The 24,753-nt window shown below is 66.4% G+C and carries 24 protein-coding genes; 18 read left to right on the forward strand and 6 right to left on the reverse strand.

Going from position 1 to position 24,753, the window contains the following annotated elements; translation table 11 throughout:
* Positions 1–52 precede the first annotated feature (52 nt).
* The gene (hemA, locus tag FFS09_RS05570) at positions 53–1,351 is read right to left on the reverse strand and encodes a glutamyl-tRNA reductase (RefSeq protein WP_137917865.1); all 1,299 of its coding nucleotides are present in this window, start codon (positions 1,349–1,351) and stop codon (positions 53–55) included.
* Between the two features lie 49 nt (positions 1,352–1,400).
* Here hemA and FFS09_RS05575 point away from each other — a divergent pair, with 49 nt between their 5' ends.
* Complete coding sequence (locus FFS09_RS05575; RefSeq protein WP_137917866.1) at positions 1,401–1,667, forward strand: hypothetical protein; 267 nt, start codon at positions 1,401–1,403, stop codon at positions 1,665–1,667.
* 13 nt (positions 1,668–1,680) lie between these two features.
* Here the strand turns inward: FFS09_RS05575 and ugpQ are convergent, their stop codons facing one another.
* From ugpQ to ugpB, 5 genes are all read right to left on the reverse strand, one after another.
* Positions 1,681–2,427: a glycerophosphodiester phosphodiesterase gene (gene ugpQ / locus FFS09_RS05580; protein WP_137917867.1), complete on the reverse strand. Its 747-nt coding sequence runs from the start codon at positions 2,425–2,427 to the stop codon at positions 1,681–1,683.
* Entirely contained in the window at positions 2,424–3,428 is a 1,005-nt protein-coding gene (gene ugpC / locus FFS09_RS05585) for a sn-glycerol-3-phosphate ABC transporter ATP-binding protein UgpC (RefSeq protein WP_137917868.1), read from the reverse strand. The genes ugpQ and ugpC overlap by 4 nt, the downstream gene beginning before the upstream one ends.
* Positions 3,429–3,438: 10 nt before the next feature.
* Positions 3,439–4,293: a sn-glycerol-3-phosphate ABC transporter permease UgpE gene (gene ugpE, locus FFS09_RS05590; RefSeq protein WP_137917869.1), complete on the reverse strand. Its 855-nt coding sequence runs from the start codon at positions 4,291–4,293 to the stop codon at positions 3,439–3,441.
* Position 4,294: 1 nt separating this feature from the next.
* A complete protein-coding gene (gene ugpA / locus FFS09_RS05595; RefSeq protein ID WP_137917870.1) occupies positions 4,295–5,176 on the reverse strand; it encodes a sn-glycerol-3-phosphate ABC transporter permease UgpA in 882 nt (293 codons plus the stop codon).
* A 108-nt stretch (positions 5,177–5,284) separates the two neighbouring features.
* Entirely contained in the window at positions 5,285–6,601 is a 1,317-nt protein-coding gene (gene ugpB, locus FFS09_RS05600; RefSeq protein WP_137917871.1) for a sn-glycerol-3-phosphate ABC transporter substrate-binding protein UgpB, read from the reverse strand.
* A 174-nt stretch (positions 6,602–6,775) separates the two neighbouring features.
* On the opposite strand from ugpB, the gene FFS09_RS05605 reads away from it, so the two are divergent.
* The 17 genes from FFS09_RS05605 to FFS09_RS05685 all read left to right on the forward strand — a co-directional run bounded on the left by FFS09_RS05605 (position 6,776) and on the right by FFS09_RS05685 (position 24,689).
* Complete coding sequence (locus tag FFS09_RS05605) at positions 6,776–10,654, forward strand: DUF3683 domain-containing protein (protein ID WP_137917872.1); 3,879 nt, start codon at positions 6,776–6,778, stop codon at positions 10,652–10,654.
* A 62-nt stretch (positions 10,655–10,716) separates the two neighbouring features.
* Positions 10,717–11,130, forward strand: coding sequence for a gamma-butyrobetaine hydroxylase family protein (locus tag FFS09_RS05610; protein ID WP_137917873.1), 414 nt, complete (start codon positions 10,717–10,719; stop codon positions 11,128–11,130).
* A 20-nt stretch (positions 11,131–11,150) separates the two neighbouring features.
* Positions 11,151–11,882, forward strand: coding sequence for a bifunctional demethylmenaquinone methyltransferase/2-methoxy-6-polyprenyl-1,4-benzoquinol methylase UbiE (gene ubiE, locus FFS09_RS05615; RefSeq protein WP_137917874.1), 732 nt, complete (start codon positions 11,151–11,153; stop codon positions 11,880–11,882).
* Positions 11,883–11,934: 52 nt separating this feature from the next.
* A complete protein-coding gene (locus tag FFS09_RS05620) occupies positions 11,935–12,912 on the forward strand; it encodes a Tim44 domain-containing protein (RefSeq protein WP_137917875.1) in 978 nt (325 codons plus the stop codon).
* Positions 12,913–12,971: 59 nt separating this feature from the next.
* The gene (locus FFS09_RS05625; protein WP_137917876.1) at positions 12,972–13,583 is read left to right on the forward strand and encodes a ubiquinone biosynthesis accessory factor UbiJ; all 612 of its coding nucleotides are present in this window, start codon (positions 12,972–12,974) and stop codon (positions 13,581–13,583) included.
* On the forward strand, positions 13,580–15,145 hold the full coding sequence (gene ubiB, locus FFS09_RS05630) for a ubiquinone biosynthesis regulatory protein kinase UbiB (RefSeq protein WP_137917877.1): 1,566 nt from the start codon (positions 13,580–13,582) through the stop codon (positions 15,143–15,145). Before FFS09_RS05625 ends, ubiB begins: the two co-directional genes overlap by 4 nt.
* 157 nt (positions 15,146–15,302) lie before the next feature.
* Positions 15,303–15,638: an FmdB family zinc ribbon protein gene (locus FFS09_RS05635; protein WP_137917878.1), complete on the forward strand. Its 336-nt coding sequence runs from the start codon at positions 15,303–15,305 to the stop codon at positions 15,636–15,638.
* Positions 15,639–15,648: 10 nt separating this feature from the next.
* Entirely contained in the window at positions 15,649–16,326 is a 678-nt protein-coding gene (locus tag FFS09_RS05640; protein WP_137917879.1) for a DUF502 domain-containing protein, read from the forward strand.
* 19 nt (positions 16,327–16,345) lie between these two features.
* Positions 16,346–18,148 carry an aspartate--tRNA ligase gene (aspS, locus tag FFS09_RS05645; RefSeq protein ID WP_137917880.1) on the forward strand — a complete coding sequence of 601 codons (1,803 nt, stop codon included), beginning with the start codon at positions 16,346–16,348 and terminating at the stop codon, positions 18,146–18,148.
* Positions 18,149–18,287: 139 nt separating this feature from the next.
* Positions 18,288–18,608, forward strand: coding sequence for an ElaB/YgaM/YqjD family protein (locus FFS09_RS05650; protein WP_137917881.1), 321 nt, complete (start codon positions 18,288–18,290; stop codon positions 18,606–18,608).
* 17 nt (positions 18,609–18,625) lie between these two features.
* Complete coding sequence (locus FFS09_RS05655; RefSeq protein ID WP_137917882.1) at positions 18,626–19,015, forward strand: phage holin family protein; 390 nt, start codon at positions 18,626–18,628, stop codon at positions 19,013–19,015.
* The gene (locus FFS09_RS05660) at positions 19,012–19,335 is read left to right on the forward strand and encodes a YqjK family protein (RefSeq protein ID WP_137917883.1); all 324 of its coding nucleotides are present in this window, start codon (positions 19,012–19,014) and stop codon (positions 19,333–19,335) included. The genes FFS09_RS05655 and FFS09_RS05660 overlap by 4 nt, the downstream gene beginning before the upstream one ends.
* A 13-nt stretch (positions 19,336–19,348) precedes the next feature.
* A complete protein-coding gene (gene nudB, locus FFS09_RS05665) occupies positions 19,349–19,804 on the forward strand; it encodes a dihydroneopterin triphosphate diphosphatase (protein ID WP_137917884.1) in 456 nt (151 codons plus the stop codon).
* A gap of 23 nt (positions 19,805–19,827) precedes the next feature.
* On the forward strand, positions 19,828–20,562 hold the full coding sequence (locus FFS09_RS05670; protein WP_137917885.1) for an endonuclease/exonuclease/phosphatase family protein: 735 nt from the start codon (positions 19,828–19,830) through the stop codon (positions 20,560–20,562).
* A gap of 41 nt (positions 20,563–20,603) precedes the next feature.
* A complete protein-coding gene (clsB, locus tag FFS09_RS05675) occupies positions 20,604–21,857 on the forward strand; it encodes a cardiolipin synthase ClsB (RefSeq protein ID WP_137917886.1) in 1,254 nt (417 codons plus the stop codon).
* Positions 21,858–21,861: 4 nt separating this feature from the next.
* Positions 21,862–22,881, forward strand: coding sequence for a ligase-associated DNA damage response exonuclease (locus FFS09_RS05680; RefSeq protein WP_137917887.1), 1,020 nt, complete (start codon positions 21,862–21,864; stop codon positions 22,879–22,881).
* A complete protein-coding gene (locus tag FFS09_RS05685) occupies positions 22,878–24,689 on the forward strand; it encodes an ATP-dependent DNA ligase (protein ID WP_137917888.1) in 1,812 nt (603 codons plus the stop codon). Before FFS09_RS05680 ends, FFS09_RS05685 begins: the two co-directional genes overlap by 4 nt.
* Positions 24,690–24,753: the final 64 nt, after the last annotated feature.

The raw sequence follows: 24,753 nt of genomic DNA on the forward strand, positions 1-24,753 counted from the left end.
GGCACGGCGGCACGGGTTCGCGCCCGCACGCCACCGCAGCGGGCCAGCTCAGCTAGTTGTGCGCGTCGCGCGGGGGTTTGGGCAGTTCGTCGCGCAGGAACAGGCGCGAGACGGTCTGCGCGGTGGCGGCGCGCGTGGCGACGTCTCCGGTGTGCAGTTCGGCCAGGGTGCCGTGCAGCATCTTCTGCGTGAGGCCGCGCGAGAACGCTTCGAGCACGGCCTCCACCGGTTCACCCTTGGCGAGCAGCCGGCGCGCGCGCGCCATTTCGGCCGCGCGCCACACGTCGGCCTGGGCGTTGATTTGCTGGATCAGCGGCACCACGCCGTGGGCGGGGTCGCGCTGCTCCATCCAGTGCATGAAGCTGAGCACGCCCGCATCGATGATGGCTTCGGCCTGGGCCACGGCGGCCTGGCGGTGTTCCTTGCCGGTCTGCACGACCGTGGCCAGGTCGTCCACGGTGTACAGATACACGTCGGGCAGGTCCTTGACTTCGGCCTCGATGTCGCGCGGAACGGCCAGATCGACCATGAACATCGGGCGATGGCGGCGCTTCTTCAGCGCGCGCTCGACAGCGCCCAGACCGATGATGGGCAAGGTGCTGGCGGTGCAGCTGATGACGGCGTCGAATTCGTGCAGGCGGTCCGGCACATCGGCCAGGCGCATGACCTCGGCGCCCAGGCGGCCGGCGAGTTTTTCACCGCGTTCCAGCGTGCGGTTGGCGATGGACATGCCCTTGGGGTTCTTGGCCGCGAAATGCGTGGCGGCCAGCTCGATCATGTCGCCCGCGCCGACGAACAGCACCTTGATGTCGCGCAGGTCTTCGAACAGTTGCGAGGCCAGCCGCACGGCGGCGGCGGTCATGCTGATGGAATGGGAGCCGATTTCGGTCGAGCTGCGCACTTCCTTGGCCACGGCGAACGAGCGCTGGAACAACTGGTGCAAGGTGGTGCCCAGCGCGCCCGCATCGCTGGCGGCGCGCACGGCGTCTTTCATCTGGCCCAGGATCTGCGCTTCGCCCAGCACCATGCTGTCCAGCCCGCTGGCCACGCGAAAGGCATGGCGGGCGGCTTCGTCGTCGCGCAGCACGTAGGCGTGGTCGCGCAGCACGTCGCCGCTCACGCCACCGGTCTGGGCCAGCCAGTCGAGCGTGGGGCCCACGGCCGACTGGTCGCCCGCGCCATAGAGTTCGGTGCGGTTGCAGGTGGACAGCAGCGTGGCCTCCAACTGGCGCGAAAGGCTTTGGCGGTAGCCGTTGAGCGTGGGCTGGATCTGGTCGAGCGCAAACGCAAAGCGGCCCCGCAGATCGAGCGGCGCTGTGTTGTGGTTGATGCCGAGGGCCCAGACAGACATGGGGGCGATTATAAAATTGAACGCTTATGCACGCCCTTGCCCTTTTCGAATGACACCATTGGCCTTCCTGGGGCACATCGCCGGCTTCATCGCCCCCGCTCTATTCCTGGCGCTGATCCTGTGGACCGTGCCGCGCCTGCGCCGCGCTGGCCGGGCCCGGCAGGGCGCCCGCCTGGAGGCTTTCATGCTGGTCGTGGCCGGTGTGGTGGTGCTGCTGGCGGGGCTGGTGTTCTTCGAGCGCGACGGCAAGATCGCGACCTATGCGGCCCTGGTGGCCGTGCAAGGCACGTTGGCTTGGTGGTTGCACCGACGCTGAGCGCACCCCGCCGTCAGCCGCGGCTGGGTCGGAAGAGGTCGACGCGGTCGGTGATGATGCCGTCCAGGCCCAGGTTCAGCAGCCGTTCCGCGGCCCATTCGTCGTTCACGGTGTAGGCCAGGGTGCGCAGGCCTGCGGCCTTTGCCTGGGCCACGGTGCTCGTGTCCCACAGCGCGTGGTTGCACACCACGGCCACGCAGCTGAGCGACTGCGCCACGCCCATCCAGCCGTCCCTCAACGTGTCCAGCAGCAACCCGCGCGGCAGGTGCGGCGCGGTTTCCTGTGCGCCACGGAGCGCGTCGGGCTGGAACGAGGTGAGGAACGGGGCGTGTGCGGCATCGTTCGCCCACAGCCGCGCCGCAGCCTCTGCCACGGCGCAGCCGGTGGCGAGTTCGGTACCCGGCGTGGGTTTGATTTCGATGTTGAGCCAGTGGCCGTTGGCCTGGCAATGGCGCGCCACGCCCTCCAGCGTGGCCAGCGGCTCGCCCGCGTAGGCCCGCGAGTGCCAGCCGCCCGCGTCGAGCTGGCTCAGGGTGCTCCAGGGCTGGTCGCCCGCCGTGCCCGTGCCATTGGTGGTGCGCTCCAGCGTGGCGTCGTGCAGCAGGAAGACCACGCCATCGGCGCTGAGCTTGGCGTCGCATTCGTACATGCGGTAGCCATGCGAGGCGCCTAGGCGAAAAGCGGCGAGGGTGTTTTCGGGGGCGAGTTTGCCGGCGCCCCGGTGCGCAACCCAGCACGGGTAGGGCCAGTCCCCGCTCATTCCCGGCGGCCCGTCTCGGCGTTGAACCAGTGCTGGCGGTCTTCGCGCGGCTTGGCGTGGATGGTGCTGCCGATGGCGGGTGCGCCCTGGTCTTCGTGGGTGCGGATGATCAGCGCCTCGTCGCCCAGCCGCGCGTGCACCAGGCGCTCGGCGCCCAGCAGTTCCACGGTTTCCACTTGCAACGCCCAGCCTTCGGTGCCGATGTCCAGGTGCTCGGGCCGGATGCCCAGGATGCTGCCGGGCCGCCCACCGGGCGCGTGCTTGAGCAGGTTCATGGGCGGCGAACCGATGAAACTCGCCACGAAGGTGGTGGCGGGTTTCGAATAGATCTCTTCGGGCGTGCCGAACTGCTCCATGTTGCCGGCATTCATGACGATCATGCGTTCGGCCAGTGTCATCGCCTCCACCTGGTCGTGCGTGACGAAGAGCGAGGTGATGCCGAGTTCGCGGTGCAGCTTCTGGATTTCCAGCCGGGTCTGGGCGCGCAGCTTGGCGTCGAGGTTGGAGAGTGGTTCGTCGAACAGGAAGACCTGGGGCTGGCGCACGATGGCGCGGCCCATGGCCACGCGCTGGCGCTGGCCGCCCGAGAGCTCGCGCGGCTTGCGGGCGAGCAAATGGCCCAGCTCCAGGATGCCGGCGGCCTTGTCCACGCGCTGCTTGATCTCGGCTATCGGCACCTTTTTGATCTTCAAACCGTAGGCCATGTTGTCGAACACGGTCATGTGCGGGTAGAGCGCGTAGTTCTGGAACACCATCGCGATGTCGCGCTCGGCTGGTTCCAGCTGGTTGACCACGCGGTCGCCGATCCAGATCTCGCCGCCGCTGATCTCTTCCAGGCCGGCCACCATGCGCAGCAGGGTGGACTTGCCGCAGCCGGAAGGGCCGACGATGACGATGAACTCGCCGTTGCTGATTCCGGCATTGACGCCGTGGATGACCTGCAGTTCCTGCTTGCCCTTGCCGTACTTCTTGACGACGTTTTTCAGTTGAATAGATGCCATTTTTCTTCTCTTACTTTTCCGTATCGACCAGGCCCTTGACGAACCACTTCTGCATCAGCATTACCACGATGGCCGGCGGCAGCATCGCCAGGATGGCGGTGGCCATCACCACGTTCCACTCGATGTAGACCTCGCCGAAGATCAGGCGCTTGATCCCCATGACGATGGGGTACATCCTTTCGTCGGTGGTCACCAGCAGGGGCCACAGGTATTGGTTCCAGCCGTAGATGAACTGGATCACGAACAGCGCGGCCATGGACGTCTTGGACAGCGGAAGCAGCACGTCCTTGAAGAACCGCATCGGCCCGGCGCCGTCGACGCGTGCGGCCTCCACCAGCTCGTCAGGTACCGTCATGAAGAATTGCCTGAACAGGAAGGTGGCCGTGGCCGATGCGATCAGCGGAATAGTCAGGCCGGACATGCTGTTGAGCATGCGCAGGTCCGAGACGACCTGGTACGTCGGCCCGATGCGCACTTCCACCGGCAGCATCAGCGTGACGAAGATCATCCAGAACACGATGTTCTTGAACGGAAAGCGGAAATACACGATGGCAAATGCCGACAGCAGCGAGATGGCGATCTTGCCGATGGCGATGATCAACGCGCTGGCCAGGCTGATGCCCATCATGGGCAGGGCCGGGGCTACGGTGGCGCCGGCCTCGGTCTTCCCGCCGAACAGCGCGAACCGGTAGCTTTCCACGATGTTGCTGCCGGGCAGCAGCGAGATCGGGTTGCTGCTGAGGATCTGCTCGGCGGTCTGGGTCGAGCCGATGAAGGTGACGTAGATCGGGAAGAACACGACGACCACCCCGAGGATGAGGATCGCGTGCGAGATGAAATCGAGGATGGGATTGCGCTGGATCATTTCAGTAGTGCACTTTTTTCTCGACGAACTTGAACTGGATCACCGTGAGCGCGACGACGATCACCATCAACACCACCGACTGCGCGGCCGAGCCGTTGATGTCCAGCGCCTTGAACCCGTCGTAGTAGACCTTGTAGACCAGGATCGATGTGTCCTTGCCCGGACCGCCGTTGGTGGCGGCGTCGACGATGGCGAAGGTCTCAAAGAACGCGTGCACGACGTTGATGACCAGCAGGAAGAACGTGGTGGGCGACAGCAGCGGGAACACGATGCTCCAGAAGCGTTTCCAGGGCGACGCGCCGTCGATGGTGGCGGCCTCGATCAGCGAATGGGGAATCGACTGCAGGCCGGCAAGGAAGAACAGGAAGTTGTAGGAGATGTACTTCCAGATGGACGCCATGACGATCAGCGCCATGGCGTGGTTGCCATTGAGCAGGTGGTTCCATTCGAAACCCATCTCGATCAAGGCATACCGGATCACGCCGTAGGGCGAGGCGAACATCATCAGCCACAACACGCCGGCCACCACGGGCGCGACCGCGTAGGGCCAGATGAGCAGCGTCTTGTAGATGCCCGCCGCGCGCACGACACGGTTGGCCATGACTGCCAGCAGCAGCGCCAGCGACAGCCCGCCGACGGCGACCAGCGCGGAGAAGATCGCCGTGACGCGGAACGAGTCCAGGTAGGCCGGATCGGAGAACAGGCGGCGGAAGTTGTCCAGGCCGACGAATTCGCGGGTGGCGCCAAAGGCGTCTTCCAGCAGCACGCTCTGGTACAGCGCCTGGCCGGCAGGCCAGAAGAAGAACACCAGGATGATCGCCATCTGCGGCGCGATCAGCACCCAGGGCAGCCAGGCGGATTTGAAGAGAACTCGTTTTTCCATAGGAGGCTACAAAAGCAATAGCTGCTCACACCAGCACCATGTGGGTCAGCAGCTATTTTGTCAAACGAAAAGCGGCCCTTCAGAGGGCCGCCGGCCGCTAGGCCTGTCTCAGGACTTGTTGGCTTTCTCGAAGCGCTCGAGCTGTTCGTTGCCGCGCTTGACGATGTTGTCCAGCGCCGCCTTGGGCTCCTTGCTGCCTTGCCACACGCCTTCGAGTTCCTCGTCGATGATGGTGCGGATCTGCACGAAGTTGCCCAGTCGAACGCCGCGCGACTTATCGGTCGTCTTGCGGATCATCTGGTTGACCGACACATCGGCGCCCGGATTCTGCTTGTAGAAGCCGGATTTTTCGGTCAGATCGAACGAAGCCTTGGTCACGGGCAGGTAGCCGGTGCGCTGGTGGCTGGCGGCCGCTACTTCGGGCTTGGACAGGTAGTTCAGGAAAGCGGCCACGGCCTTGTATTCCTCGGGCTTCTTGCCGGCCATCACCCACACGCTGGCGCCGCCGATCACGGTGTTCTGGGGCGCGCCCGGAACGTCGGGGTAGTAGGGCAGCGTGCCGGTGCCGTAGCCGAACTTGCCGTTGCGCTTGACGCTGCCGGCCAGGGCCGACGAGGCGGTCGCCATGGCGCATTCGCCGGACACAAAGGTGGCGTCAGCCTTGTTCTCGCGGCCCTTGTAGACGAACAGACCGCTCTTGGCCATGTTGGCCAGGTTTTCGATGTGGCGCACGTGCAGCGGCGTGTTGATCGCCAAGCGCGTGTCGGTGCCGCCGAAACCGTTGTTCTTGGTGGAGTACAGCACGTTGTGCCAAGCCGAGAAGGACTCCAGCTGGGTCCAGCTGATCCAGCTGGTGGTGAACGGGCACTTGTGCCCCGAGGCCTTGAGCTTGGCTGCGGTCAGCGCCACTTCGGGCCAGGTGGTCGGTGGCTTCTCCGGGTCCAGGCCGGCGGCCTTGAACGCGTCCTTGTTGTAGTGGAAGACGGGCGTGGAGCTGTTGAACGGATAGCTCAGCATCTGGCCGTTGGGGGCCGTGTAGTAACCCGACACGGCCGGCACGTAGACGCTGGGGTCGAATTTCAGGCCGGCGTCGGTCATGACCTTGGCGACCGGAATGGTGGCGCCCTTGGCGGCCATCATGGTGGCCGTGCCCACTTCGAACACCTGGATCATGTGCGGCGCGTTGCCGGCGCGGTAGGCAGCGATGCCGGCCGTCATGGACTCGGCGTAGCTGCCCTTGAAGGTCGGGGTGACCTTGTAGTCCTTCTGGCTGGCATTGAAGTCCTTGGCCAGGTCATTGACCCACTCGCCGAGGGCGCCGCCCATGGAATGCCACCATTGGACTTCTGTCTGGGCATGGGCCGGGCCGCTCATCAAGACGGCGAACGCCAGGGCGCTGGCCAGAGGAAGTAAACGCTTGTGCATGGGTGCTCCTTGTGGGTATTGAAAACAGGCAGCGTAGGGACGGGATATGTCAAAACCATTGCACATGTGTTCACGGCATGTGACAACAGGGTTTCCACAGGGGGACGGGGGGTATGTTGCGCTGCGGTACCATTCTGGGATCGCCGCTGTCATGCAGGCGACTGATCCCCACAAATGAACGCACCCACTCCGCTTTCGCTGCTCGCCACCCCCACCGATGACGCGCCGCGCTTGCGCGAGATTCCCTACAACTACACCTCCTTCTCCGACCGCGAAATCGTCCTGCGTCTGCTGGGCGAGCGGGCCTGGAGCCTGCTGGACGACCTGCGCGGGGAACGCCGCACCGGGCGCTCGGCGCGCATGCTGTACGAGGTGCTGGGCGACATCTGGGTGGTGCAGCGCAACCCCTATCTGCAGGACGACCTGCTCGACAGCCCCAAGCGCCGCCAGCAGCTGGTGGATGCCTTGCACCACCGCCTGGGCGAGGTGCAGAAGCGCCGCACCCCGAACGACGACGCGCTGCGCGACGGTCTGGTGGAAGAGCTGCTGGTCGCAGCCCGTGCGGCGGTCGACCAGTTCGCCCGCTCGTTTGAAGACATGGCCGCGCTGCGCCAGCGCGCCACCAAGGCCCTGCGCAAGCTGACCGCCAAGGACAACATCAAGTTCGACGGCCTCTCGCGCGTTTCGCACGTGACCGACGCGACCGACTGGCGCGTCGAGTACCCCTTCGTGGTGCTCACGCCCGACACCGAGACCGAAATGGCCTTGCTGGTCAGAGGCTGCTTCGAGCTCGGCCTGACCATCATCCCGCGTGGGGGCGGCACCGGCTACACCGGCGGCGCGATCCCGCTGACCTGGAAGAGCGCGGTGATCAACACCGAAAAGCTCGAGGCCATGACCGAGGTGGAATGGGTGCAGGTGCCCGGGCACGACAAGCCCCTGCCCACCGTCTGGACCGAAGCCGGTGTGGTGACCCAGCGCGTGGCCGACGCCGCCGAGCGTGCGGGCCACGTATTCGCGGTCGACCCGACCTCGGCCGAAGCCTCGTGCGTGGGCGGCAACATCGCCATGAACGCCGGCGGCAAGAAAGCCGTGCTCTGGGGCACGGCGCTGGATAACCTGATTTCGTGGCGCATGGTTACGCCGCAGGCCCAGTGGCTGGAAGTCACGCGCCTGGACCACAACCTGGGCAAGATCCACGACGCCGAGGTGGCCACCTTCGAACTGAAGTACTTCGAGTCCGACGGCAAAACCCCGGTGCGCACCGAACAGCTCGTGATCCCCGGCAAGACCTTCCGCAAGGAAGGACTGGGCAAGGACGTGACGGACAAGTTCCTGAGCGGCCTGCCCGGCATCCAGAAGGAAGGCTGTGACGGCCTCATCACCAGCGGCCGCTGGCTGGTGCACCGCATGCCGGACCATGTGCGCACGGTGTGCCTGGAGTTCTTCGGTAACCCGAAGGATTGCGTGCCGTCCATCGTCGACATCAAGGACTTCATGTTCGCCGAGATGAAGCGCCCCGGCGGCGCCATCCTGGCCGGCCTGGAGCACCTGGACGACCGCTACCTCAAGGCCGTGGGCTACGCCACCAAGAGCAAGCGCGGCACCCTGCCCAAGATGGTGCTCGTGGGCGACATCGTGGGCGACGACGCCGACGCCGTGGCGCGCGCCACCAGCGAAGTCATCCGCCTGGCCAACTCGCGCAGTGGCGAAGGCTTCGTGGCCATCAGCGCCGAAGCACGCAAGAAATTCTGGCTCGACCGCAAGCGCACCGCGGCCATCAGCAAGCACACCAACGCCTTCAAGATCAACGAAGATGTGGTGATCCCGCTGCCGCGCATGGGCGAGTACACCGAGGGCATCGAACGCATCAACATCGAGCTCTCGCTGCGCAACAAGATCAAGCTGGCCGACGCGCTGGAGTCGTTCTTCGCCAAGGGCAACCTGCCGCTGGGCAAGACCGACGACGCCAACGACATTCCTAGCGCGGAACTGCTCGAAGACCGCGTGCAGCAGGCCTTGTCGCTGGTGCGCGAGGTGCGCGCGCAATGGGCCGGCTGGCTGCGCGACGTCGACACGCTGTTCCCGCAGTTGCAGGACCACCGCCTGCGCGCGAGCTGGAAGGCGCAGATCCGCGCGCCGCTGCAAAACCTCTTCACCGGTGCGGCCTTCGGTCCGCTGCTGGCCGAAATCAGCGCCATTCACAAGCGCGTGCTCAAGGGCCGCGTCTGGGTGGCGCTGCACATGCACGCCGGCGACGGCAACGTGCACACCAACATCCCGGTCAACAGCGACGACTACGAAATGCTGCAGACCGCCCACGAGGCGGTGGCGCGCATCATGGTGCTGGCGCGCAGCCTGGACGGCGTGATCTCGGGCGAGCACGGCATCGGCATTACCAAGCTGGAATTCCTGACCGACGAGGAGCTGCAGCCGTTCGCCGACTACAAGCAGCGCGTCGACCCGGAAGGCCGCTTCAACAAGGGCAAGCTGCTGCGCGAAGGGCCGGCCGGCGACCCCAGCCTGCGCAGCGCCGACCTGACCAACGCCTACACGCCCAGCTTCGGGCTGATGGGGCACGAGTCGATCATCATGCAGCGCAGCGATATCGGCGACATCGCCGACAGCATCAAGGACTGCCTGCGCTGCGGCAAGTGCAAGCCGGTGTGCGCCACGCATGTGCCGCGCGCCAACCTGCTGTACTCGCCGCGCAACAAGATCCTGGCGACCTCGTTGCTGGTCGAGGCCTTCCTGTACGAAGAGCAGACGCGGCGTGGCATCAGCATCAAGCACTGGGAAGAGTTCGAGGACGTGGCCGACCACTGCACGGTCTGTCACAAGTGCCTGAGCCCGTGCCCGGTCAAGATCGACTTTGGCGACGTGACCATGAACATGCGCAACCTGTTGCGCAAGATGGGCCAGAAGAGCTTCCGCCCGGGCAATGCCGCGGCCATGTTCATGCTCAACGCGACCAACCCGGAAACCATCAAGCTGGCCCGCAGCGCGATGGTGGGCGTGGGCTTCAAGGCCCAGCGCCTGGCGCACGATTTCCTCAAGGGCTTCGCGAAGAAGCAGACCGCCGCGCCGCGCGCCACCGTGGGCACCGCGCCGATCAAGGAACAGGTGATCCACTTCATCAACAAGAAGCTGCCCGGTGGTCTGCCCAAGAAAACCGCGCGCGCCTTGCTGGATATCGAAGACAAGGACTACGTGCCGATCATCCGCAACCCGGCCGCGACCAACGCGGAAACCGAGGCGGTGTTCTATTTCCCGGGCTGCGGCTCGGAGCGCCTGTTCAGCCAGGTCGGCCTGGCCACGCAGGCCATGCTCTGGCATGCCGGCGTGCAGACCGTGTTGCCACCGGGCTACCTGTGCTGCGGCTACCCGCAGCGCGGCAGCGGCCAGTTCGACAAGGCGGAGAAGATGATCACCGACAACCGGGTGCTCTTCCACCGCGTGGCCAACACGCTGAACTACCTCGACATCAAGACCGTGGTGGTGAGCTGCGGCACCTGCTACGACCAGCTCCAGGGCTACGAGTTCGACAAGATCTTCCCCGGCTGCCGCATCATCGACATCCACGAATACCTGCTGGAAAAGGGCATCACGCTGCCAGCCGGGCAGGGTGGTTACCTGTACCACGACCCCTGCCACACGCCCATGAAGCTGCAAGACCCGATGAAGACGGTCAAGGCGCTGATGGGCGACAAGGTGATGGAGAGCAAGCGCTGCTGCGGTGAATCGGGCACGCTGGGCGTGACCCGGCCCGACATTTCGACCCAGATCCGTTTCCGCAAGGAAGAGGAAATCCAGAAGGGCGAGGCCGCCCTGCGCGAGTCGGGCGCCGTCGGCGCGAACGACAACGTGAAGATCCTCACCTCGTGCCCGAGCTGTCTGCAAGGCCTCAGCCGGTATGGCGACGACCTCAAATCGGGGCTGCTGGAGGCCGACTACATCGTGGTCGAGATGGCGCGCCAGATCCTCGGCGAAGACTGGATGCCGGACTACGTGGCGAAAGCCAACCAGGGTGGCATCGAGCGCGTGCTGGTCTGAAGGGCTGAACGAAACATCCCCGCCGCGCGTTGCACCGCGTGGGGAACTGATACGCTCCCTCCATGGCAGGACTTAACAAAGACACCCCCACGCCGCTGTCGATCACGCTGCACCAGCAGTCGCGCGTGCTGGAAGTGGGGTTTTCCGACGGCAGCGAGTTCAGGATCCCGTTCGAACTGATGCGGGTCTACTCGCCGTCGGCCGAAGTCCAGGGCCACGGCAAGGGCCAGGAGGTGCTGCAGACCGGCAAGCGCGGCGTGGACATCGTGGCGCTGGAACCGGTGGGCAACTACGCGGTGCAGCCCACGTTCTCCGACGGCCACAGCAGCGGTATCTTTTCCTGGGACTACTTGTATTTCCTGGGGTCGAAGCAATCTGAGTTGTGGGCCGACTACGACGCGCGCCTGAAGGCGGCCGGCGTCGAGCGCGATGCCCCCATGCCGGAAAAGGGCGGTTCCGCCTGCGGCAGCCACTGACGTCAGGACATCATCACACCATGGCCTCCACCCACTTCGGATTCAAGAACGTCGACGAAAGCGAGAAGGCGCGGCGCGTGCGCGGCGTGTTCGACTCGGTCGCGCCCAAGTACGACGTGATGAACGACCTCATGTCGGCCGGCCTGCACCGCATCTGGAAGCGCTACACGCTCACCGTGGCCAACCCGCAGCCGGGCGACCAGGTGCTCGACATCGCGGGCGGCACCGGTGACCTCTCGCTCGCCTTTGCCCGCAAGGTCGGCCCCAGCGGCCGCGTGGTGCACACCGACATCAACGAAGCCATGCTGCGCGAAGGCCGCACGCGCCTGCTCGACCTGGGCGTGGTGCTACCCACGATGGTGTGCGACGCCGAGAAGCTGCCCTTCGCAAACGAATCGTTTGATTTTGTGTCCGTGGCGTTTGGTCTGCGCAACATGACGCACAAGGAACTTGCGCTGGCCGAGATGCATCGGACCCTCAAGCCCGGCGGCAAATTGCTGGTGCTGGAGTTTTCCCGGGTAGCGAAGCCGCTCGAAAAGGCCTATGACTGGTATTCGTTCAACGTGCTGCCCAAACTGGGCAAGCTGGTGGCCGGCGACGAGGAGAGCTACCGCTACCTCGCCGAATCCATCCGCATGCATCCAGGGCAGGAAGAACTGAGGCAGATGATGCGCGGGGCCGGCTTCGGCCACGTGGATGTGCACAACCTCAGCGCCGGTGTGGTGGCGCTGCATGTGGGCATCAAGTGTTGAAGTTGAAGTGTGTTTGTTGGGATTGGTTTCAATATCTGAAGGAGGCAATGAGATGAACAAGTTGTGGTCCGTGTTGCTGGTGTGCGCGATGGCACTGAGCGCCCAGGACGTTTTCGCCAAGCGCATGGGTGGTGGTGGCTCGTTCGGTAAGCAGTCGGGCAATGTGACGCAGCAGCGCAGCAGCACGCCGCCGACACAGAATGCCACCCCCCAGCAGTCCCCGACCCAGAATGCCGCTGCCCGTCCCGCCACGGCCAATCCGGCTGCTGCCGCGCCCAAGCGCCCTTGGGGCGCCATGCTGGGTGGCCTGGCCGCTGGCCTTGGCCTGGCCTGGCTGGCCAATGCGATGGGCTTCGGCGAAGGCTTTGCCCAGTTCCTGATGTTCGCGCTGCTGGCCGTGGTGGTCATGGCCGTGATCGGCATGGTGATGCGCCGACGGACGCCGGCAGCTCCCACGATGGCCTACCAGGGTCAAGGCGCGGGCCAAAGCCAGTTCAACCCGCTCACCCCCCAGGGTTACAAGGAGCACAACGTCGGCAACGACGCGTCGGCCCGGCCCTGGGAGCGCAGCGGTCCGGCCGGGCTCGACCACCGCGCGGGTGGCGGCTCGATGATTGGCGCCGCTTTGCAAGGCAGCCAGTCCTGGGGCGTGCCCGAGGGCTTTGATGCCGAGGGTTTCCTCAAGGCATCCAAAGGCAACTTCGTGAGCCTGCAAGACGCCTGGGACCGTTCCGACATTCCCGCGCTGCGGGCCATGATGACCGACGACATGCTTGAGCAGATCCGTGGCCAGTTGGCCGAGCGCGAGCATGCGGGTGGTTCGAACAAGACCGAAGTCGTCATGCTGGAAGCGAAACTGCTCGGCATCGAGGAACTGCACGACGAGTACATGGCCAGCGTGGAGTTCTCCGGCATGATCCGTGAAGACGTGTCCGCCGGCCCCAACCCGTTCCGCGAGGTCTGGAACATCACCCGACCCAAGAACGGTCCGGGTGGCTGGCTGGTCGCGGGCGTGCAGGCGCTGCAGTAACGCCGACACAGGGCGGCCTTGGCGCCGCCCATCGCTTTATCCGTCAAAATCGGGTGGTCATGAAAAATGCACCACCCGATTCTTCTTCCGGGCCCGGCACGGCCGCTCCTGTGAACTTCCTGCAATCGCTCCTGGGTGCGATCCGCCCGCCCGAATGGATGGTCGATGAGTTGCAGAACCGCGTGGTTCTCTTTCTCAACCACGTGCTCATGCAGGAGAAGGCCGCCCAGGACCGCCTGCGCCGCCAGAAAGGCAAGCCCGTGCGCATCCAGTGGGGCGACTTTCACCTCACGCTCGCGCCCACCGCGGCCGGCCTGCTGGAGCGCTGCGCGCCCGGTGCGACACCCGAGCTGAGCGTCACCCTCACCCAAACCTCGCCCCTGGCGATGGCCCAGAGCGTGCTGGCCGGGCAGAAACCCGGCGTGGACATCCAGGGTGACGTGCAACTGGCGGCCGAGGTGGCCTGGCTGGTGGACAACGTGCGCTGGGATGTCGAGGAGGACCTCTCGCGCATGGTGGGCGACGCGCCCGCGCACACCTTGGCGCGCTTTGCCCGCTCGGCGGCGGAGGCGGTCAAAGCCTTCGTGAGCCGCCTGCCCGCGCGCCCCGGTGCCGCCGCACCGACCAGCCCGACGACCGCGCCCCCGCCTGCGGACGGGTCCGCGGCATGAGCCGGCTCTTTCGCGGCGTCTACATCGTCTGGGTGGTTTTGCGGTACGGCCTGGACGAGCTGGTGCTCTCCAGCTTCGAGCGTCCGGCCCTGCGCCTGCTGACGCGCATCGTCTCCATCGGCCGCAATCTCCATGCGCCCCGCGGCGCGCGCCTGCGCGAGGCACTGGAGCGGCTCGGCCCGATCTTCGTGAAATTCGGCCAGGTGCTCTCGACCCGGCGCGACCTGCTGCCGCCCGACATCGCCGACGAACTGGCCATGCTGCAGGACCGCGTGCCGCCGTTTCCCAGCGCCGTGGCGGTGGCCACCATCGAGCGCGCTTTCGGCAAACCCCTGTCCAGCGTGTTCCTGCACTTCGACCAGGTGCCCGTGGCCAGCGCCTCGGTGGCCCAGGTGCACTTCGCCACCCTGCTGGATGGTCGCCACGGGGGGCGTGAGGTCGCGGTGAAGGTGCTGCGGCCCAACATGCGGACGGTGATCGACAAGGACCTCAGCCTCATGCGCATGATGGCCGGCTGGGTGGAACGGCTGTCGGCCGACGGCAAGCGCCTCAAGCCGCGCGAGGTGGTGGCCGAGTTCGACAAGTACCTGCACGACGAGCTCGACCTGCTGCGCGAGGCCTCGAACGCGGCGCAACTGCGCCGCAACATGCAGGGCCTGGAACTCGTGCTGATCCCGGAAATGCTCTGGGACTATTGCCACACCGACGTGATGGTGATGGAGCGCATGGACGGCATCCCGATCAACCGGGTGGGCGACTTGCGCGACCTGGGCGTGGACATTCCCAAGCTCGCGCGCGACGGCGTCACGATCTTCTTCACCCAGGTGTTCCGCGACGGCTTCTTCCACGCCGACATGCACCCCGGCAATATCCAGGTGAGCACCGCGCCGGCCACCTTCGGGCGCTACATCTCGCTGGACTTCGGCATCGTCGGCACGCTCACCGAGTTCGACAAGGAATACCTGGCGCAGAACTTCACGGCGTTTTTCCGGCGCGACTACAAACGCGTGGCCGAGCTGCACATCGAGTCCGGCTGGGTGCCGGCCGAAACGCGGGTGGACGAGCTGGAGTCGGCGATCCGCGCTGTGTGCGAACCTTACTTCGACCGGCCGCTGAAGGAAATCTCGCTCGGCATGGTGCTCATGCGCCTGTTCCAGACCTCGCGGCGTTTCCACGTGGAAATCCAGCCGCAACTGGTGCTGCTGCAGAAAACGCTGCTCAACATCGAAGGACTGGGGCGCCAGCTCGACCCCGAGCTCGACCTCTGGAGCACAGCCAAGCCGTTTCTCGAAAAATGGATGGTCGAACAGATCGGCCCGCAAAAGCTGCTGGAGCAGCTCAAGGCCGAAGCCCCGCAATACGCCAAGCTGCTGCCCGCGCTGCCGCGCCTGCTGCACGACTACCTGCAGCACAAACCGCACGAGCTGCGGCGCGAACTCAACACCCTGCTGACCGAACAACGCCGCACCAACCGCCTGTTGCAGGGCATCGTCTACGGTGGCGTCGGTTTTCTGCTGGGCCTGATCGTGATGCAGGTGCTGCTGCGCGTGCGGCTCTGGTAGGTCCGCAAGGGGCGGGGACGCGCCGACACCTGGCGCACAGGGGTCACCCCCTCAATTTATAATGCCCGGTTTTGTTCCACGTCCCGCACGGGAACGCCCGGCGCCGCCCGGAATCCGATTCTCCTGCGGCGCTCCAGCCCTCATTCCGGTCCACGCCATGCCTATTTACGCCTACAAGTGCGAGTCCTGCGGCCATGCCAAGGACGTGCTGCAGAAAATGTCCGACGACCCGCTCAGCGTCTGTCCGGCCTGCGGTCAGGCCAGCTTCAAGAAGCAACTGACCGCCGCCGGCTTCCAGCTCAAGGGCTCGGGCTGGTACGTCACCGACTTCCGCGAAGGCAACAAGCCAGCCGCCACCACGCCCGCAGCCGGCGCGGCAGAAACCGCCAGCAAGCCAGCAGGCGATGCCGCGGCCCCTGCCGCAGCGAGCCCGGCGCCCGCGCCGGCCGCTGCAGCCCCTGCTGCTGCCGCGCCGCCGTCTTCGGCCTCCTGAGCGCCGCCACATGCCCTCTTTGCGCAAATGGCTGTTCTCGGGCCTGCTCGTCCTGGTGCCCCTGATCATCACGCTGTGGGTGCTGGAGTGGGTGGTGAGCACGCTGGACCAGACCCTGCGCATCCTGCCCACGAGTTGGCAGCCCGACCAGTTTCTCGGCATCCACATTCCCGGCCTGGGCGTGGTGTTCGCGCTGGTGGTGGTGCTCTCGATCGGCGCGCTGGCGTCCAACATCATTGGCAACAAGCTGGTGAGCTGGTGGCACGCGCTGCTGCACCGCATCCCGGTCGTGCGTTCGATCTACTCGGGCGTCAAACAGGTGTCCGACACGCTGTTTTCCGAGAAGGGCAATGCCTTTCGCAAGGCCTTGCTGGTGCAATGGCCGCACGACGGCATGTGGACCATCGCTTTCCTGACCGGTGCGCCGGCCGGCGAGGTGCTGGAGCACCTGCAGGGCATGCCCGGTGCGGGCGAGCACGACGAATTTCTCAGCGTCTACGTGCCCACCACGCCCAACCCCACGGGTGGCTACTTCGTCATGCTGCGCAAAAGCGCGTGCGTGGAGCTGGCCATGAGCGTGGACGAAGCGCTGACCTACATCGTGTCCATGGGCGTGATCGTGCCCGGTGGCCCCAAGAACGTCCAACTCAAGGTGGCTGCCGATGGCGCCATCACCTCCCTATCCTGACGACGAAAGAAGAATCGACATGGCGATGCGTACCCACTATTGCGGTCTGGTGACCGAAGCCCAACTGGGCCAAACCGTTCAGCTGTGCGGCTGGGTCAACCGCCGCCGCGACCACGGTGGCGTGATCTTCATCGATCTGCGCGACCGCGAAGGTTATGTGCAGGTGGTGTGCGACCCCGACCGCGCCGACATGTTCAAGACCGCCGAGGACGTGCGCAACGAGTTCTGCGTGCAGGTTACCGGCCTGGTGCGCGCGCGCCCCGCCGGCACCACCAACGACAAGCTCAAGAGCGGCCAGATCGAGGTGCTGTGCCACGAACTCAAAGTGCTCAACGCCTCGGTGACGCCGCCGTTCCAGCTCGACGACGAAAACCTGTCGGAAACCACGCGCCTCACGCACCGCGTGCTCGACCTGCGCCGCCCTTACATGCAGAACAACCTGATGCTGCGCTACCGCGTGGCCATGGAAGTGCGCAAGTTCCTCGACGCCAACGGCTTCATCGACATCGAAACGCCGATGCTCACCAAGAGCACGCCCGAAGGCGCGCGCGACTACCTCGTGCCCAGCCGCGTGCACGACGGCCACTTCTTCGCGCTGCCGCAGTCGCCGCAGCTGTTCAAGCAGTTGCTGATGGTGGCCGGCTTCGACCGCTACTACCAGATCACCAAGTGCTTCCGCGACGAAGACCTGCGCGCCGACCGCCAGCCCGAATTCACGCAGATCGATATCGAAACCTCGTTCCTGACCGAGGAAGACATCCGCGACATGTTCCAGGGCATGATCAAGACGGTGTTCCAGAACACGCTGGGCGTGGACCTGGGCGAGTTCCCGATCATGGCGTACAGCGAAGCCATGCACCGCTTCGGCTCCGACAAGCCGGACCTGCGCGTCAAGCTCGAGTTCACCGAACTCACCGACGTGATGGCCGACGTGGACTTCAAGGTCTTCTCCGCCCCCGCCACCATGAAGGGGGGCCGCGTGGTGGCCCTCTGCGTGCGCGGCGGCGCCGACATCAGCCGCAGCGAGATCGACGCCTACACCGATTTCGTCAAGATCTATGGCGCCAAGGGCCTGGCCTGGATCAAGGTCAACAACGTGGCCGAAGGCCGCGACGGCCTGCAAAGCCCGATCGTGAAGAACCTGCACGACAAGGCCGTGGCCGACATCCTCTCGCGCACCGGCGCGCAGGACGGCGACATCATCTTCTTCGGCGCCGACAAGGCCAAGGTCGTCAACGACGCCATTGGCGCGCTGCGCCTGAAGATCGGCCACAGCGAGCTGGGCAAGAAGAACGGCCTGTTCGAAAGCCGCTGGGCGCCGATGTGGGTGGTCGACTTCCCGATGTTCGAACACGACGAGGAAGCCGACCGCTGGACGGCCGTGCACCACCCCTTCACCGCGCCGAAGGACGGCCACGAAGACTGGATGGTGACTGCGCCCGAGAAATGCATCGCCAAGGGTTACGACATGGTGCTCAACGGCTGGGAAATCGGCGGCGGTTCGGTGCGTATCCACACCGCTGCGGTGCAGCAGAAGGTGTTCGACGCGCTCAAGATCACGCCCGAAGAAGCCCAGCTCAAGTTCGGCTTCCTGCTCGACGCGCTGCAGTACGGCGCGCCGCCTCACGGCGGTCTGGCCTTCGGCCTGGACCGCATCGTCACGCTCATGACCGGCGCCGAGTCGATCCGCGACGTGATCGCCTTCCCCAAGACCCAGCGCGCCCAGTGCCTGCTGACCCAGGCCCCGAGCCCGGTGGACGAGAAGCAGCTGCGCGAGTTGCACATCCGTCTGCGCAACGTGGACCTGGCCAAATCCGCCTGACGCGAACGGTCTGTCAGACGATTCTGAAAGGGGCGCCGGAAGGCGCCCTTTTTTCTTGTCTCAAAGGGTCGCTTGCGCACAGCTGGCGGCCATCTGCCGCACCCCCTTTGTTACCATGAACTTTTAAAAGGAGTGCCTCATGCCCAAGATTCGTGAACATACCCTGGCCGACAAAGACAAACTCGTGGCCGACCTGCAGCGCGTGATCGGTGATGCGGAGGAACTCATGCAAGCCACCGCCCACCAGACCGAAGGCAAGGTGGTTGAGTTGCGCGAGCGCATCAGCGAAAACCTGCGCGAGGCGCGCCACAAGCTGGCGGACGCCGAGGCCGTGATCAAGGAGCGCACGGCTGAAATGGCGCGCGCCACCGACGACTACGTGCACGATCACCCCTGGTCCGCCATCGGCGCCGCCGCCGGTGTGGGCCTGCTGGTCGGCATGCTCATCAGCCGCCGCTGAGCCGGGCGAACGCCTCCATGGCCACGCCGCAGCGCCTGTCGTCGTCCCTCAAGGGGCTGGTGTCCACCGTGCTGGAAATGGCGCAGCTGCGGCTGGAGCTGTTCAGCATCGAAGCCCAGGAGGAGGTGCTGCGTGTCGGCGCCCTGCTGGTCTACGGCGCGGTGGCGGTGGCCTTTCTCAGCCTGGGCGTGGTCTTGCTCGCGCTCTTCATCACCGTGGCCTTGTGGGACACCCACCGCCTGCTGCCGCTGGGCATCTTCACGGCGCTGTTCCTCGGCTCGGGCGCGATCGCTGCCTGGCTTGCACGTGAGCGCGTGCGCTCGGGCACGCGGCTGTTCTCGGCCAGCGTGGAAGAACTCAAGCAGGACCGCGAGAGCCTGCGCGCGGCGAAAGAGGAGGACGTGTGAACCCACCCCGCGCGGACCTGCTGGCGCGGCGGCGCGAACGGCTGGTACAGCGTTCGGCCGTGCTGCGCGAGCTGATCACCGAGGAACTGCGGGGCGTGCAACCGGCGCTCACCTGGATCGACCGCATTCAGGACGGCTGGCTCTGGCTGCGCAGCCATCCTTTGGCGGCGGTCGCGGCTCCCTTGCTGCTGACCCTGTGGCGGCCGCGACGCGCGGTGGGCCTGGGCATGCGACTGTGGTCGGCGTGGAAGCTGGTGCAGCGTTTGCGCGCCCCACGGGCCGTGTCGCCGCCACCGCCGTCGGCCCGCCGCCGCCGTTAAACCTGCCCGTTCCGTGAAGATCCCGCAATCGGTGCTGGTGGTGATTCATACCCCGGCCCTGCAGGTGCTGCTGATCGAGCGCGCCGATGCGCCCGGCTACTGGCAATCGGTCACCGGCTCCAAGGACACCGAGGACGAGGCCTTTGAAGCGACCGCGGTGCGCGAGGTGATGGAGGAAACCGGGCTGGACGCGAGCGCGCCTGGCCACGTGTTGACCGACTGGGCGCTGGAAAACGTGTACGAGATCTACCCGCAATGGCGGCACCGGTACGCGCCCGGCATCACGCACAACACCGAGCATCTCTTCGGCCTGTGCATTCCCCAGGCCGCACCGGTGCGCCTGAGCCCGCGTGAGCACCGTGACCAGCTGTGGCTGCCCTGGCGCGAGGCGGCTGAACGTTGCTTTTCGCCGTCGAACGCCGAAGCGATTGCCTGGCTGCCCCGCCTCGGTGGCACGCCGGCGCGCTGACCGGTTGGTGGCATGATTTGCCCATGAGCAGCATCCTGCGGATCGCGACCTACAACATCCACAAAGGCGTGCAGGGCCTGGGGCCTGCGCGCCGGCTGGAAATCCACAACCTCGCACACGCGGTGGAACAGTTCGACGCCGACATCGTCTGTCTGCAGGAAGTGCGCCGCCACCACCGCAAGTTTGAAAAGCAGTTCACCCGCTGGCCCGACCTGGACCAGGCCGGTTACCTCTCGCCCGAGGGCTATGAGTCGGTGTACCGCACCAACGCCATCACGCGCCACGGTGAGCACGGCAACGCATTGCTCTCGCGCTGGCCGGTGATCGACACCCAGCACTCCGACGTCTCCGACCACCGCTTCGAGCAGCGCGGCCTGCTGCATGTGAACCTGCTGGTGGATGGGGTCGAGGTACATGTGATCGTGGTGCATTTCGGCCTGATGCACGCAGGCCGCGAGCGCCAGGTGCAGCGCCTGGGCCAGTACATCGCCACCGCCGTGCCGCCCGAGACGCCGCTGGTGGTGGCGGGCGATTTCAACGACTGGGGCGCGCAGCTGCTGCGGCCCATGGCGACGCTGGACCTGCACACCTTCGAAGGCATTCGGCTGGCCACCTACCCATCGCGCCTGCCGCTGCTGCACCTGGACCGCATTTTCGTGCGCGGCCTGCGGCTCGTGTCGGCGCACGTGCCGCACGGGCGGGTGTGGTCGCGCATGTCGGACCACCTGCCCCTCATCGCCGAGATCGAACTGCGGTGAGCGCGGCGCCTCCTCATTCCAGAAGCGCGCGCCACCCGCCCATGCGGCCGGGCCACCAGCTCCTGTTGCTCAACGGCGGCGCGGAATTTTTCCCCGCCCTGGTGGATGCTATGGACGCCGCGCGCACCGTGGTGCACCTGGAAACCTACATCTTCGAATTCGCCGGCTCGGCGCTGTGCGTGGCCGAGGCGCTGGAGCGCTCGGCGCGGCGCGGCGTGGTGGTGCGCTTGCTCATCGACGGCGTGGGCACGCCTTATGTACCCGACGAGTGGACGCGGCGGTTTGCCGATGCCGGTGTGACCATGCGCATCTACGCGCCGCTGGGCCGGCTGGGGCTGCTGCTGCCGCGCAACTGGCGCCGGCTGCACCGCAAGCTGTGCGTGATCGATGGTGTGCTGGGCTTTTGCGGTGGCATCAACGTCATCGACGACCAGGACGACGTGGCGCTCGGCCGGCTCACCGCGCCCCGGCTTGATTTCGCGCTGCGTGTGGCCGGCCCGCTGGTGGACGACATGGTCGACACCATGGAAACGCTCTGGTGGCGCACGCTGGCCGCGCGCCGCGCGCGCCAGCGCGAATTCAAGGCCGCGTGGGACGCGTTGCGGGCCTCGCGCCCGGTGGGCGACTTCACGCGCCTGCTGCAGCAGATCGAGAGGCATGCGTCGCTCGATACCGCGGGCACCGAGGAAGAGACTTCGCCGTTGCCGCTGGGCGTGGACGGCGCGCGCGCCACGCTGCTGCTGCGCGACAACGTGACGCACCGGCACGACATCGAGCGCGCCTACCTCAAAGCCATTGGCGAATCGCGCCACGAGATCGTGATCGCCAACGCGTACTTCATTCCCGGGCGCAAGCTGCGCCGCGCGCTCACGCTGGCGGCCGAGCGCGGCGTGCGCGTGCGCCTGCTGCTGCAAGGCCGGTACGAACACTTCCTGCAGTACCGCGCGGCGCGCCCGGTGTACCAGCGGCTGGTGGACGCCGGCATCGAGATCCATGAGTACGCGCCCAGCGCGCTGCACGCCAAGGTGGCCGTGGTGGACCAGCGCTGGTGCACCGTGGGTTCCACCAACCTGGACCCGTTGTCGATGTTGCTCGCGCGCGAGGCCAACGTGATGACCACCGACCGGCGCTTCTGCCGCCTGCTGCACAGCTGCCTCGACGATCTCGTGCTGCACGCCAGCCATCTCGTGGATGCGCAGGTGATCGGCCGGCGTCCGTGGGCGCAGCGCTGCCTGGACCGCATCGCGTTCGCAATCATGCGCGGCACGTTGTTCGTGACGGGCCATCGTTATTGACGCCATGTCCGACGACCTGATCGTGCAGCGGCCTGAAGGGCTGTACTGCCCGCCCGGTGATTTCTACATTGATCCCTGGCGCCGCGTGGAGCGCGCCGTCATCACGCACGCGCACTCGGACCATGCGCGCACCGGTCATGGCCATTACCTGGCGACGGCGGTGTCCGAGGGTTTGCTGCGCGCACGACTGGGCGACGGCATCGCGCTGCAAGGCCTGGCCTATGGCGAAACGGTGGAGCACCAGGGCGTGCGCATCTCGCTGCACCCGGCCGGGCATGTGCTGGGCTCGGCCCAGGTGCGCGTGGAGCACCAGGGGCGCGTGTGGGTGGCCAGCGGCGACTACCGCACCACCCCCGCCGGGGCCATGCCCGACCGCACCTGCGCACCCTTCGAGCCGGTGCGCTGCGAGGTTTTCATCACCGAATCGACCTTCGGCCTGCCGATCTACCGCTGGCGATCCGATGCCGAACTGTTTGGCGAGATCAACCGTTGGTGGCACGACAACGCCGAGACCGGCCGCGCCAGCGTGCTCACCTGCTACAGCCTGGGCAAGGCGCAGCGCATCCTGGCAGGGGTGGACGCGTCCATCGGCCCCATCGTGTGCCACGGCTCGGTCGAGCCGCTGAACCGCGCGTACCGGGCCGCGGGCGTCGACCTGCCCGAGACGCTGCAGGGGAGCGAGTTCGGCGATCCGACCACCTTGCGCCGAGCGCTGGTGCTGTGCCCGGGCTCCGCATTGGGCACGCCATGGATCAAACGCTTCGGCGACATCTCCGACGCCTTCGCCAGCGGCTGGATGCAGGTGCGCGGCTGGCGAAGGCGCGGCGGGCACGACCGTGGCTTCGTGCTCAGCGACCACGCCGACTGGCCCGGTCTGCTCGGCGCCATCGAGTCCAGCGGCGCCCAACGCATCATCGTCACGCACGGGAGCATTCCGGTGCTGGTGCGCTACCTGCAGGAACAAGGCCTGCAGGCCGAGAGCTTCGACACCGAATACGGCGACGAGGCAGAGGAGGGCGCATGAAGCGCTTCGCGGCCCTGTTCGACGAACTCGACGCGACCACCGCCACCAACGCCAAGGTCGCCGCGCTGCGCCGCTACCTGGCCGAGGTGGACGACGCCGACGCGGCCTGGGCGGTGTACTTCCTCGCCGGTGGCAAGCCGCGCCAGCTGATCAAGACCGCGCAATTGCGCGCCCAGGCGCTGGCCGACTCGGGCCTGCCCGACTGGCTGTTCGAGGCCAGCTACCAGGCGGTCGGCGACCTCGCCGAAACCATCGCGCTCGTGCTGCCCACGCCCAGCGATGGTGCGGGCCTGCAGACCCGGCTGAGCGAATGGATGGAAGAGCGCCTGCTGCCCCTGCGTGGCCAGAGCGACGAAGCCGTGGCGCAAGCCCTGGGCGGCTGGTGGCGCGAGCTCGATGCCACCGGGCGCTTCCTGCTCGTCAAGCTGGTGGGCGGCGGCTTTCGCGTGGGCGTGAGCAAGCTGCTGGTGCAGCGTGCGCTGGCCGCGCACGCCGGCATCGACGCGAAGCAGATCGCTGCCCGCATGATGGGCTACACCGACAGCAAGCGCGCGCCCACCGCCGGGCTGTACCGCGCCCTTGTCGCACCGGCTGGCACCGGGAACGCCGAACAAGGCGACCCGAGCCAGCCCTATCCGTTCTTCCTGGCCAGCGCACTGGGTGCCGAGCCCGGTGACGATCTGTTGGCCATGGAACTCGCGAGCGCGGGCACGGCCGACACCATGCAGGCACGCCTGGGCCCGGCCAGCGGCTGGCTTGCCGAGTGGAAGTTCGACGGCATCCGCGGCCAGATCGTCAAGCGCGCGGGCCAGGTGTGGGTGTGGTCGCGTGGCGAAGAGCTCATGAGCGAGCGCTTTCCCGAGCTGCAGGCGCTGGCGCAGCGCTGGCCCGATGGCACGGTGGTGGATGGCGAGATCCTGGTGTGGGACGACACCGCACCTTCCTTGCCCGGCTGCGACCGCCAGGGTGGCCCCGCGCCCTTCGCCTTGCTGCAGCAACGCATCGGCCGCAAGACGCTCGGCCCCAAGGTGCTGGCCGACGCGCCCGTGAGCTTCATGGCCTACGACCTGGTGGAAGCCGGCTACGAGGACCTGCGCCACACACCGCAACACGAGCGCCGCGCACGGCTCGAAGCCCTGGCCGCCACACTCCACGAGACGCCCGGGCCACGTCTGTGGCGCTCACCCCTGTTGCCGGGCGACGACTGGAACACGCTGGCCAGCTGGCGCGCGCAGGCCCGCGCCCTCGGCGTCGAAGGCCTGATGCTCAAGCACCGCGACAGCCACTACGGCACCGGCCGGCAGAAGCGCGGCGACGGGTCCGCGCCGCTCGCGTGGTGGAAGTGGAAGATCGACCCGCTCTCGATCGACGGCGTGCTGATCTACGCCCAGGCTGGCCATGGCCGCCGCGCCTCGGTCTACACCGACTACACCTTCGCGGTCTGGAACCGCCCGCCGAAGAACGCGGCCGAAGCGCAGGCGGTGGTCGAGGCCATCGCGCAGCGCCGCCCGGCCGACCCGGACGGCCTGCAGCTCGTGGCCTTCACCAAGGCCTATTCCGGCCTCACGGACGAACAGTTCAAGGCGGTCGATGCGGTGATCCGCAAGGACACACTGGAGAAGTTCGGCCCGGTGCGCAGCGTGCGGCCCACGCTGGTGTTCGAACTGGCCTTCGAGGGCATCGCGCGCAGTACGCGTCACAAAAGCGGCGTGGCGCTGCGCTTCCCGCGCATGCAGCGCATTCGCTACGACAAGCCCTTGCACGAGGCCAATACCCTGCAAGATCTGGAACAATTGCTCGGCGGCTGAGAAAGCCCCAGGGGGCGTACGCCCGGGAGGTCCGGTGTTAGCATGCCCCAATGCTGACGAAAAC

The organism is Hydrogenophaga sp. 2FB, from assembly GCF_005503365.1.
Taxonomy (GTDB): Bacteria; Pseudomonadota; Gammaproteobacteria; order Burkholderiales; family Burkholderiaceae_C; genus Hydrogenophaga.